The 11120-nt window shown below is 39.4% G+C and carries 9 protein-coding genes; 1 reads left to right on the forward strand and 8 read right to left on the reverse strand.

Annotation, left to right across the window (positions count from 1 at the left end):
* Nucleotides 1–288: 288 nt before the first annotated feature.
* Complete coding sequence (gene ftsZ / locus V2145_RS14295; protein ID WP_094912427.1) at nucleotides 289–1242, forward strand: cell division protein FtsZ; 954 nt, start codon at nucleotides 289–291, stop codon at nucleotides 1240–1242.
* 49 nt (nucleotides 1243–1291) lie between these two features.
* On the opposite strand, the gene V2145_RS14300 is transcribed toward ftsZ, so the two are convergent.
* From V2145_RS14300 to iolE, 8 genes are all read right to left on the reverse strand, one after another.
* Nucleotides 1292–3772 carry an EAL domain-containing protein gene (locus V2145_RS14300; RefSeq protein WP_330987932.1) on the reverse strand — a complete coding sequence of 827 codons (2481 nt, stop codon included), beginning with the start codon at nucleotides 3770–3772 and terminating at the stop codon, nucleotides 1292–1294.
* Between the two features lie 141 nt (nucleotides 3773–3913).
* Nucleotides 3914–4522 (reverse strand): ABC-2 transporter permease, encoded by a 609-nt coding sequence (locus V2145_RS14305; RefSeq protein WP_094912423.1) that lies wholly within the window; start codon nucleotides 4520–4522, stop codon nucleotides 3914–3916.
* On the reverse strand, nucleotides 4503–5384 hold the full coding sequence (locus V2145_RS14310; RefSeq protein ID WP_330987933.1) for an ABC transporter ATP-binding protein: 882 nt from the start codon (nucleotides 5382–5384) through the stop codon (nucleotides 4503–4505). Before V2145_RS14310 ends, V2145_RS14305 begins: the two co-directional genes overlap by 20 nt.
* Nucleotides 5384–5761, reverse strand: coding sequence for a GntR family transcriptional regulator (locus V2145_RS14315; RefSeq protein WP_094912421.1), 378 nt, complete (start codon nucleotides 5759–5761; stop codon nucleotides 5384–5386). The genes V2145_RS14310 and V2145_RS14315 overlap by 1 nt, the downstream gene beginning before the upstream one ends.
* Before the next feature lie 123 nt (nucleotides 5762–5884).
* Nucleotides 5885–8224 carry an immune inhibitor A domain-containing protein gene (locus V2145_RS14320; RefSeq protein WP_397428372.1) on the reverse strand — a complete coding sequence of 780 codons (2340 nt, stop codon included), beginning with the start codon at nucleotides 8222–8224 and terminating at the stop codon, nucleotides 5885–5887.
* A gap of 519 nt (nucleotides 8225–8743) precedes the next feature.
* A complete protein-coding gene (locus tag V2145_RS14325; RefSeq protein WP_311859020.1) occupies nucleotides 8744–9265 on the reverse strand; it encodes a YtxH domain-containing protein in 522 nt (173 codons plus the stop codon).
* Between the two features lie 107 nt (nucleotides 9266–9372).
* Nucleotides 9373–10164, reverse strand: a complete 792-nt coding sequence (locus V2145_RS14330) for a 5-deoxy-glucuronate isomerase (protein WP_094912417.1) — start codon at nucleotides 10162–10164, stop codon at nucleotides 9373–9375.
* A gap of 27 nt (nucleotides 10165–10191) precedes the next feature.
* Entirely contained in the window at nucleotides 10192–11088 is an 897-nt protein-coding gene (gene iolE / locus V2145_RS14335; protein WP_094912416.1) for a myo-inosose-2 dehydratase, read from the reverse strand.
* Nucleotides 11089–11120 lie beyond the last annotated feature (32 nt).

Below are 11120 nucleotides of genomic sequence, written 5' to 3' on the forward strand. Positions count from 1 at the left end.
ATGTAGAAATTATAAAAGCTATCAGGCAAGATTCAGGTTGGGGTTTGCTTCAAGCAAAACAGTATGTTGATACATTCAAAAGATGACCAAAGTCGAGTTATTTGGTCATCTTTTTTGCGTTTTGATAACGTTTTTCGTCAAATACAGACAGACAACCTTAATTAATGGTACAATGGCGATAAAACAGTGAATTTAACATCATTATGTCAACGGAAATAAAGATGATGATTATTTAAACAATCACTTACCTTTTTTGAACAATCGAATGAAAGAAAGTAGGCTGAACATATGATTGATTTTGATACAGGATCTCCACTAGTGAAAATTAAAGTAGTTGGTGTAGGAGGCGGTGGAAATAATACCGTTAACCGCATGATTGAACACGGTGTACAAGGCGTTGAGTTTATGGCTGTAAACACAGACGCTCAGGCTCTTAATCTATCAAAAGCAGAAAAGCGCATGCAAATTGGCGCTGCCCTAACGCGCGGACTCGGTGCTGGTGCAAATCCTGAAGTTGGACGCGCTGCTGCGGAAGAGAGCAAAGAAGAAATCCAAGATGCTCTTCAAGGTGCCGACATGGTGTTTGTAACAGCAGGCATGGGCGGCGGAACAGGAACAGGTGCAGCACCTGTTGTTGCGGAAATGGCTCGTGAGCTCGGTGCGCTAACAATCGGTGTCGTAACAAAACCGTTCCGTTTTGAAGGAACAAAACGGACGCGTCAAGCAACAGGCGGCGTTGACGAAATGATGAACGCGGTTGATACGCTGATCGTCATTCCAAACGATCGCTTATTAGAAATTGGTGATAAGCGTACGACAATGCTTGATGCCTTCCGCGAAGCTGATAACGTACTTCGTCAAGGTATTCAAGGCATTTCGGACTTAATTTCTATCCCAGGCTTTATTAACCTTGATTTCGCTGACGTAAAGACCATTATGTCTGACCAAGGTTATGCGCTGATGGGAATTGGGATTGCAAGCGGTCCTGATCGTGCTGCTGAAGCGGCAAAGAAAGCAATTTCTAGTCCACTGTTAGACCGTTCAATTGACGGAGCACAAGGAATTCTCATGAATATTACAAGCGGCTCTAACCTCAGCTTATTTGAAGTTCAGGAAGCTGCTGATATCGTGACGTCTGCTTCTGATCAAGAATTAAACATGATCTTCGGTTCCGTTATCAACGAAGACCTTCAAGATAAAGTAATGGTAACCGTTATCGCAACTGGTTTTTCAGAAAGCTAATTAAAAACACTTGGATGATACGTCCAAGTGTTTTTTCATCTTATCTATGCTATACGTTTGGCGTTAAATACTTCATTTTCAAGTAGTCAGCCGCTTTGTCTTCGCACACAGGTTTGCTAAAGATATAGCCTTGAATAAAAGAACATCCCCGATTCTTTAAGAACGAAAGCTGCGCATGCGTTTCCACACCTTCAGCTACAACTTTCATGTTCAGCCCTTGTGCGAGGTAGAGCAGACTTTTTGTAATCATTTGATGTTTCTCATTTTCAACAACAGATTGGATAAATGTCTTATCTATTTTTAGTACGTCGAACTCCAGCTTCTGCAAGTGAGATAGCGAGCTAAACCCTGTTCCAAAATCATCTAAAGCAAACGTTACGCCCTGCTTTCTTAAGGTTGTCATCATTTCTTTCACCTGATCTTCATGATGAATGATAGAGTTTTCCGTAATTTCTAGTTCGATAAGCGAGGGATCGATGTCATAGCGTTTTAAGAGCTCTGTGATAAATTCAATAAAGTGCGGTTTCAAAAGGCGCTTCGACGATACGTTAACCGACACTGGCACAACCGTCAGCCCCAACTGCTTCCATTCTTTCAGCTGTTGACATACTTTCTCTAGTACCCAATCACCAATCTTGACAATAAGGTCAGACTCCTCAGCGACTGGAATAAACTCTCCAGGTGATACAAATCCCCGCTCTGGGTGTTTCCAGCGAATCAGTGCCTCAAAACTATCAATCTCTCTCGTTTGCGCGTTAATCTTTGGCTGATATTGAAGAAACAGCTCATTGCGTTCAAACGAACTGCGCAGCTCTTTTTCTAAATGAAAGCTTGTATACATTTGACTATCCATACAAGGTGAATAGAGCTGCCATTCATTTTTCCCTAGCTCTTTTGCTCGATGCAAGGCAAGGCTGGCATTTTTCAAAAGAGTTTTCGCATCTTCTCCATCACGTGGATAAATTGCAATCCCCATACTTGTTGTCGTATGCAAGTCAAGTTCATCCATTTTAACTTCCTTTTCTACCTGTTCAAAAAGCTGTTTGGCAATTGGCATACAATCTTCCAAGCAGTTTGCTGATTCAAAAAACAGTGCAAATTCATCTCCACCGATTCGCGCAAGAGACCCTTTCCCCTGTGTTTTTTGTTGAAGCCGAAGCGCTATCTTTTGCAGCATGCGGTCACCTATATCATGACCTAGGTTATCGTTTAAATGCTTGAAGCGATCAAGATCAAGATAAAAAACAGCAATAGAAGCCTCGTTGTTTTTAGCATGCGTAATTACTTCAGTTAATGTTTGTTCAAACTTACGGCGATTCGGTAAATTGGTTAAGTAATCATAGTGTGCTAGATATTCAATTTCGTCTATATAATGCTTTTTCTCCGTAACATCTTCTATAATTCCATCTAATCGAATGACGTTTCCCTTTTCATCGACATCAGGAACTATCTGATCTTTTAACCATTTAACATTTCCTTTTTTCGTAATAATACGGTAGTAATGACAGATAGGGTCACCCTTCATCAACTTTAATTGTGCTAACTCTACTTTTTCTAAATCATCAGGATGTACACGCTCTTTCCAAAACGATCGATTTTCAATAATCTTTTCTATTGACTCCTCATAGATATCGGCAATGCCATCAGAGCAAAACGTCACTTTGCTTTCACGCACATCTGCTGACCATATCCCAACTTCTAAATTAGCTTGCCTCACAGAAAACCTCTGTTTAACCTGCTTAAACTGTTTTTTTATATGATGTATTTCAGTTACATCATATACAACACCAAGAAGCTGCACAACTTGATTTTGCTCATTCATGACGGGGTCTGCTTTTTCAAATACGATACGTAAATCACCATTTGGTTGTATTAAACGATATTTAATACTATAGCTATCACCCCTGTTAATAGCTTGTTTGACAGTTTGATTCATATATTCTTGATCATCCGGATGAACAAACTCCAGCACTTTATCATATGAAGGAAGAAAACCGCTATGTTCTTTAACTCCAAAAATTGAATGCATTTGTCTCGACCAGCAGAATCGATTTTCTAGCACATCATAATACCAGCTTCCGATATTCGCTAGCTTTTGTTCCATATCCAGCTGGTTTTGAAGCGTTAATAAATGCCACTGCTCTTCCGCCTGTTTTTTACAGATTGCATACACCGCTTGTAATTGTTCATGGATAAAGACTGGAATATAACTCACCATCATCCTCATATTCTTGCCACACTTTGTTTTTAACATTGCTGTAAATTGGACAACTTCACCGTTCAGTGCATATGCAAAATACTTTTCATGATCTAATCCGTACTTTGCAAGTTGAAAAAAAGAGATTCGTCCTTGCACTTCAGTACATACAAAAGCTGAAGCTTGTTCGTTATAAAAAAGTAAATCCCCTTTTTTATCCAACAAAAAAATAGCATATGAGCTAGCTTCTATGAGTGCTGTATTAAAAGTATGAACGTTCATCGCGCCTTGTCTACTAGAGGATACGATGTGATTTAAAAATGAATCATGCATCTAGTTCTCTTTTCTCCTCGCTCTATCAGTCTTATTTTTAATTGTAAAGGTTCAGTTTCATTTTGCAAGACTATCCTTACAAAACTGTTATTATTTTCTTAAGAATAGTATGTTCATTGAGAGCTAGAGAAAAGGAACCACTTAACATGTTTTTTGTTTATAGATAAAAATCGATGTAAGCCACGATAAGAGGTAGAGAAGTAACGCAGGTAAAAGAACAAACAGATAAAGGTCTGAAACATTAAAAGACATGATTGTGCGTGCAACGTTAATTACTTGTTCCTGTAGATTATGAACAAAGGTATTAGCAATAATCATATAGATAACAAACAGCCCAATAAAAGCTATTCCTAAATATTTGCTGTGAAAGATATACGAAACTGGAAAGGCAATGGAAACAAAGATCAAAACGACGCTGATACTAAACACTAATTGCCCCCACTGCATCCCTTCACCATGAATAATCCGGTTTGAAATAGCAATGACCAAAAGCGTAATAACTGCAAACAGGAACGCACCAAGGTATTTAGCTGATACAATCTCTTTACGTGTGTACGGAAGTGAGTTTAGCAAAAGCCGCACAGCGGATTTCTCATCCTCTGAAAAAGCATTCATGATGAGTGCAATGCTAAAGATAATACCTACCCAAGTAGTCGACGTATCAATTAGTAAATAGATAAATAAGATCGGTAGTAAAATAATAAATACATTTCTTTGTAATAAAAAGTCTTTACGAATAAGCTGTAGCATGTTCACGCTCCCCCTTTTTTGTATAGAACATAATGTCCTCAAGCGTCGGCTTTTCAATGAGCACTTCTGCACCGAAGATATCGTGTACGCGGTCCTTTTTGTTAGTGAGCGCTTCAAACCCATGATTAGACGTTTGAATGGCTAGAAATTCTTTTTTCGTGTCACGATCTAATAAATCAACTGCCCCTTTTACGAGGGCGTATTCTTCAAAGATTTGATGGTGCTCTTTTGTAAACATATGCTGTCCGTTATGGATAAAGGTAATATAGTCTGCGATTTTATCTAAATCTGTGGTGATATGCGTGGAGAAGAAGATTGTTTTCTCATGATTGAGCATGAGCTCTTGTAGAATCTCTAACAGCTCTCTTCGAAAAATGGGATCTAAGCCAGATGTTGGCTCATCCATCACAATTAAATCTGCATGATGAGACAATGCCATCGTTAAAGAAGCCTTCATCAGCATCCCTTTTGAAAATGTTTTGATTTTTTTACGTAAAGGCAATTCAAAGCGTTCCGCGTACTGTGTAAACAACGTATCATCCCAGTTTCTGTACATGGGCTTAATAATACGATGAAGTTCACGTAACGTAATGTTTTCGTAGTACATATTTTCATCGCATACAAATCCAATCCGTTGTTTGATCTCTTTCTCATGCTTGATGTAGTTCAAGCCAAATACAGAAATGCTCCCTCTATCAGGCTGTAATAGATTCATAATCATTTTAATAATCGTCGACTTTCCTACTCCGTTTCCACCAATTAATCCTGTCACAAAACCTTTGTTTACTGACAGAGATAAATCCTTTAGCTGAAATCCGTTAAAGGACTTGGTTACATTATTCAATTCAATCACGCTATTCATTACCTTTCCTCCTCATATAAAATAATTAAAAGCTCTTGAAGTTCCTGCAGCTCAATTCCAATCCCCTTGCTGTTTTGAATGGCAGCTGCTAATTGTTCTTCGATAACTCTTCGCTTTCGCTCCCGAATCATCTCATGATTTTGTTCCGAAACAAATGAGCCTTTTCCCACAATTGAAAAGATAAACCCACCCTTTTCAAGTTCTTCATAAGCACGCTTGGTTGTAATGACGCTAACACCTAAATCCTTAGCAAGCTGACGCATCGATGGTAACGAGGTTCCCGGTTTTAATTCATCCGCTAAGATTTGCTTTTGAATCTGATGGTAAATTTGTTCATATATAGGCTCTTTTGACTGATTTGAAATTACAATATGCATATTCATACCTCTTTTAAATAATGTATATATACTTTATATACATTATATACACATTGTGTTCCTCATTTCAATATTTTCCATAGAAAAAAGCGGTAAGTTTTTCACTTACCGCTTCTGAATCTCTTATTTATGAATCCAAACCGCGCCAGCTGAATTATCTTTCGCTTCGCCAATTACATCGATTTTCAAACCGTGTTTTGGAAGGATGCGGCCTGCATCTTTAATACGATCATCGATATAAGAACGACGGTCGTTAAAGCTTGTTACGCCTTTTGCTTCTTTAGAAGAGATTGTTCCATTTGTTGCATGTGTATATGTCCATGGAAGCGTTGAATCAAATGAGAACGCAGCGTCTGCAATTTGATAACGCGTTGTGTTTGCCGTTGTGCTAATTCCGTTTCCATTAAAGTATAGAACCTTTTTAGGATGTGAATCCACAACCCCTAAGAAACCTTCACCAGGGTGCTGTCCAACCCAGTTATCTAAGTAGCTATCATCAGCATACCACAATAGCATTCCAGTATTGTACTTCGCTCCGCGCGCAAATTGCAGCGCTTTGTCATTTCCAGCGTAGTTTCTCCACTCAACGTAGTAGTAGTTATCCTTGTACATTAAACCATCTGTTTGCTCGAATCCGTCTAGTGTAAACGTTGTTTGTCCTTCTGCATCATCTGTAAATATTACTTTACCATCTACAACAAGTGATGCGTTATCAAGGCCAAAACCTTCTAGCGCTAGTCCACCATCCGTTACGTATTCAAACTGAAGCTTGATTTTCTTACCTTTAAATTGACTTAAATCATAGCTTACATCTACCCATTTACCATTTGTTGTTTCAGCCGAATGATCAGCGTTATTTGCTTTATCACCAATTGTATCTAAAAGAACCTTAGATCCATCTGGCAAAATAGCATTTACATATAAGTAATCATATTCTGCTTCCACTTCATAGTTTGCTTTAAAATCAAATGACGCTTTTGTTGCATTTGTTAAATCTAACTCTTTTGTTGTCATTGCTGTGCGCAGGTCGTCACCTTTTTGACTGTAATAAAACTTCTTACCGAAATCAGTTTTCATCCCTTGCACGGCTTTTTGAGGAAGATTAATCTTCACAATACCTGGGTTTTTAGATTTCGTTACGCTTTGATCAATGATGCTTACAGCGCCAGTCTTGTTAATATCTTTTAAATCCATTTCTTTAATGTTTGCCCAGTTTCCTCCCATTACCTTTTGGAAGAACTCTTTGTTTTGCGGAGAGAAACTCGTTGGCTCTGTTCCAGCAATTTCTCCAGCCCAGCTTCCACCACTCATGATAGACCATACTCCAACCGGCTCACCTTGACCAGAGTATTGCGTATCGTACTCATCTGGAAGACCTAAGTCATGACCATACTCATGAGCGAAAACACCAACCGCTCCGTCTTCCGGCTGAATTGTGTAATCATAAGCAGAAATGTCAGTACCAGGTACTTTATAAGGCTGACCTAGCGTCCAACGGTGTGACCAAATTGCATCATTTCCTAACTTACCGCCACCTGCTTCTTGCCCTGTACCAGCGTGGATAATCATTAAGTGATCAACTAAACCATCCGGCTCGTTTAGGTTGCCGTCACCATCTAAATCATATTGATCAAATTGATCAAATTCCTTTAGATTAATGCCGCTTTTAACAGCTTCTTGAAGCGCTTCTTTTACAAGGTCACGAGGCCCTTTTGGCCCAAGGTTATCATGGCCACCTTTTGGATTATCAGCACCATATTCAGCAGCATTTCCTTTAACTGTTAACCACTCTGATACCGTTCCGTCCATTGTATAGCTTCCGCCAGATTGCTCTTCGTAATATTGCTTGAATGTTTGAACTTTGTTACCGTTAAACAACTTGAATTCTTTATCACCAAACATTAATTTTTCATAATGGTTACGGTTAAAGTCATCAGCGTACATATAACCAGGCTCTTGAACCACGTTATTATGCTTAAAGTCCGCAAATTCAACTAACAGGACAAGCACTTTGTCTGTACGAACTTTACCGTTATATTTTGCATCTTTAGCAGGTTGAACTTTTACTCCGTCACCTTTTCCTTTTGTGACAGCGTTCATGTTCACGTTCTTTGCTTCTTTTACTTTTTCCACATTTTTCGCACGTGCTTGCTTTGCTTTAAGATCAATTTTATTTGGTTTTTGACCTTTCATACTCTCTTTGTGACTGTCTTTATTCTCTATGTATGCTTGGACAGCCTTCTTCACTTCTTGATTTGATGCTTTTTTCGAAATGATGCCTTGCTGCTGCAGCGCCTTTCCTAATCGTTCTTCTGGAACGATATTCATATCAAGCGGTGGACTTTCAAGCTGATCAGCTGTTTTCGCTGATGCACTTGTGGCGTTAAACAGCGGAAGTCCTCCACCGATTGCAACGGTCGTTGCTAGCAACGATGTTCCTAGTACTTTTTTCCATGTAACCAAAGATAATACCCCCCTCAAAATTATCACACTATTAGCAAAATTTATTTTAATCTGAAGTTTCTTGTCGGTCAATAGTTTTTTGCTTTTGTAATAAAGCATTACACACCGCTAAAATCCTACATATTTCTCTATTTAGGTCGTCTTACAACTCGACATTATAGGCTAAAAAGAGGATAAAAATTGTAAAAAAACTGTTAAAATATAACTATAAGAATATTAAACAGACCTATTGAACTATAAGTTGTTTTGTTATGGGTATATATTATTATTTTAAAAAATTTCGTATTCCGGAGATTTTCATATAAAAGAGACTGAGACATAGCTAAATGATTTCCTCTCAAAGACGAAGCCTGACGCTTCTACAATCGCCAGGCTGTAAGAGCAATTTAATTCGTTCCATTACGCTACAAACACTCGCTTTTCAAACCAACAAAAAAACATCCGAGCTATCGCAAGTTAATTTACTTGTGATAGCTCGGATAAATGACTGAAATACTGATGTCCCAGCCTTTTTGTGTTTTATTGATAGTAGGCTGGTTTGTTTGGTATTGTTTCAGGCTGAGGAGTTGGGTTTTTTTTGAGCTCAGGGTTTGTCGGAGTAGCCACTTCTTCACCAGCCTGCTTTACTTTATCACCGATTTCTTGCAGGTCTTCTTGTACAGTTTGCGCAGACTCTACTATTTGAGAAGACTCTTCTTTAATAGACTGTACGGAACCATTTAGTTCATTGTTCACTTTCTCATATAAGCTCTTAAGATCTGACGTTACTTCTTTAATAACACCTGAAGCTACTTTAATGCGATGCTGCCATTCACCTTTTACCTCAGACGGGTTCTCTCGTAAACGCGTGACAAAATCTGTTGTCGAACTTTTAGCGCACTGTGCGCCGGATATAACCTTTGTTCGGGTACGCTTATCCACCAGTGCTACCACACCTCCAACAGCTGCTCCTACCGCAATACCTGTTAGAAGCTTGTTTCCCTTTTGAGAAGGATCTTGCCCTTGAATCGCCTGTGTTTCCTGAGTCGTTACCTGCTTCATCTTATCCACTCTCCCTTTTCAATCAAAGTAGTTGTTAGTGTAGATATTCCCCTTTTCTTTCCTCATAAACTGTGAAAAAACGCCCAACTTTTGTTAGGCGCTTTTCACTACTCTTTTTCCGGCCAAATTTTGGCTCCAGGCTCAAGTAACCACTCATGTTCCTTTTCCATAATGCGCGCATTCCACGGATTACCGTCAAGGTGACGAATCATCCAACAAAAGTACATTGCATACCCTGGAGCGGTCGCTTGAGGATGGTCTAGTTCTCCCGGGATGGTGATAAAGCTATTATGAACAACGCGATGAGCATCTTCACCAACCATTGCACAGCCAAACCCTTGAGGCTTATTAAAGCGATAGTAATAAACTTCCGGCTGGTCATGATGATGGGGAGGATAGCTCGACCACCTACCTGGATAAGAAATCACTTCACCAATAACCATATTTGAATACGGCGCGTTATTGTAATCAAATATGGTACGAATTACTCGCTGAGCTGTTCCGTCCCATACACCTTCTCCCGCTACTTCACTTTGACAATCTGAAGGTATATAAAGCTTAGAAGAAAACATACGATCATTGTCTGTTTTTTGAACAAGGAATTCACTTTTTCTAAGCGACGTAATTTTCACTTCATTATCGCATGCAACGTGAAGGCACCATGGATCTTCTTCAAACACGCTTTCACGCTCTATCTCTTGGACATTACCATCCCACTCAATGCGGATTTTCCCTTCTAATAAAAGTACTGCTGTTTCTTTCTTCGAATCTCGCAATACTTGCTCCGCACCTTCTCTTAAACTATAGATTCCGATATCAAGCATCATATTCTCATGCTTGCTTGCCATATTCGTTAATTCATTGTAGCCTTCTTTTAACTGTCCAAGCTTTTCAAACATTTCTTCCAGCTCCTTACGTTACCTACTTTATAGTCCACTTTTTTCTTTAATAAATTGACGTGCTTTTAACGCATATTCAAACGGATTAGCAATAGCGGGATCTTGTTCGGCTTCAACTACAAACCATCCCGCGTAATCAGACTTAGCAAGCTCTGCAAAGATTGGATCAAAGTTGATGCTCCCGTCTCCTGGTACAGTAAATGCTCCCTGACGAACCGCTTGTAAAAAACTCCATTTCTTCGCTTTCACAGCTTCGACTACGTCGCGTCGCACATCTTTTAAATGAACGTGCTTAATACGTGGCAGATACTTTTTTAAAACATACAGAGGATCTTCACCTGAAAACACTAGATGTCCCGTATCAAACAGCAAGTGGACCAAGTCAGAATCAGTTATCTCCATTAGTCGATCAATCTCAGATGTCGTTTGAATGCCGGTTCCCATATGATGGTGATACACGATATGCATGCCCTTTTCATTGGCAAGCATCCCTAAGTGATTTAGGCCCAGGGCAAGTCGCTCCCACTCTTCTTCAGTAAACTGGGGCTTTTCATCAAAAAGCGGAGTATGCATAAGTCCTTGAATGCTACGTCCTTGCTCTGACACAACAATTACGCTTGCACCCATTGCGTGTAGAAAGTTACGATGATCAATAAAAGCACTCACCGTTTCCTCCAATGGCTTTGTCGTCAAATATGTGCTGAACCAAGCGCTTGCAATCTCTAATCTACGATGAGACAGCGCTTTTTTTAAAACCTTCACATCACGTGGGTACTTATTGCCCACTTCACTTCCTTTAAAGCCAGCAAGCGCCATTTCACTAATACACTGTTCAAACGTATTTTCTCCACCAAGTTCCGGCATATCATCATTCGTCCACGCAATTGGCGCAATACCAAGCTTAATTACACCTTGTTTAAACATAGCCCTTCTCCCCTTCAAGCTCTTATTCAGTT

It is taken from the genome of Priestia sp. GS2 (genome assembly GCF_036409025.1).
GTDB classification, from domain to species: Bacteria; Bacillota; Bacilli; order Bacillales; family Bacillaceae_H; genus Priestia; species Priestia aryabhattai_A.

Bases quoted from the DNA above. Each gene is read 5' to 3' on its own strand.
- V2145_RS14315 (WP_094912421.1), bottom strand. From the start codon at position 5,761: ATGCATATTGTAATTTCAAATCAGTCAAAAGAGCCTATATATGAACAA.
- V2145_RS14325 (WP_311859020.1), bottom strand. From the start codon at position 9,265: ATGAAGCAGGTAACGACTCAGGAAACACAGGCGATTCAAGGGCAAGAT.
- V2145_RS14310 (WP_330987933.1), bottom strand. From the start codon at position 5,384: ATGAATAGCGTGATTGAATTGAATAATGTAACCAAGTCCTTTAACGGA.
- V2145_RS14300 (WP_330987932.1), bottom strand. From the start codon at position 3,772: ATGCATGATTCATTTTTAAATCACATCGTATCCTCTAGTAGACAAGGC.
- iolE (WP_094912416.1), bottom strand. From the start codon at position 11,088: ATGTTTAAACAAGGTGTAATTAAGCTTGGTATTGCGCCAATTGCGTGG.
- V2145_RS14330 (WP_094912417.1), bottom strand. From the start codon at position 10,164: ATGTTTGAAAAGCTTGGACAGTTAAAAGAAGGCTACAATGAATTAACG.
- ftsZ (WP_094912427.1), top strand. From the start codon at position 289: ATGATTGATTTTGATACAGGATCTCCACTAGTGAAAATTAAAGTAGTT.
- V2145_RS14305 (WP_094912423.1), bottom strand. From the start codon at position 4,522: ATGCTACAGCTTATTCGTAAAGACTTTTTATTACAAAGAAATGTATTT.